Source organism: Parendozoicomonas verongulae (assembly GCF_009711465.1).
Taxonomy (GTDB): Bacteria; Pseudomonadota; Gammaproteobacteria; order Pseudomonadales; family Endozoicomonadaceae; genus Sansalvadorimonas; species Sansalvadorimonas verongulae.
The window spans coordinates 1-512 of record NZ_SMME01000298.1 but is presented as its reverse complement, the minus strand read 5'-3'; the positions used below and the strand labels follow the sequence as shown (position 1 = coordinate 512).

The 512-nt window shown below is 45.5% G+C and carries 1 protein-coding gene; it reads right to left on the bottom strand.

All coding sequences use genetic code 11. The features are described from left to right. Positions 1–259: 259 nt before the first annotated feature. Positions 260–512 (bottom strand): hypothetical protein (locus E1189_RS24390; RefSeq protein WP_230459849.1); only part of this gene is annotated, 253 nt, incomplete at its 5' end.

Sequence of the window (512 nt, the reverse complement as noted above, 5' to 3'; positions counted from 1 at the left end):
ACCTGTACGCTCTGGATATCGAGAACCATGAGTACTGAAGGTATAAGGCGTATACCTACTTGAATTGCCTTGTCTGCGAGGAGGAAGCGCCTGTCGGTAGTGATAGCCTTTACCATAGTATGGAGGTAAGTTCATACTCTGAATAAACCTTTAAAGCCGTTATGTCAGGGGTTGTTCGTTCACTAATGACGCTGTATGGATGATGTGTAGGAACAAAGGTTCAAAATGCGTCAGGGTCACAAACAGGGCTGTTTGAAGGTTACGCAGTCATATGTGCCAGGAATTGTCGTTCCTTTAGCCTCCAGCGTTCATCTTTCTTCTGTTCTTGTCGATGGGGTTCAAGGCCGCTGGCCAGATCAAAGAGAAATTCCGATTGCTGTTTGAACTCGTGCACTTTTTCTTCTTCGATACCCAATGTTTGTAGGTTAAATTGCGGCCAGACAGATAACAGACGGAAACAATGAGCCAATTGACTGAGACATGATGCATTTGTGCCTTCACTGCTCTGCACC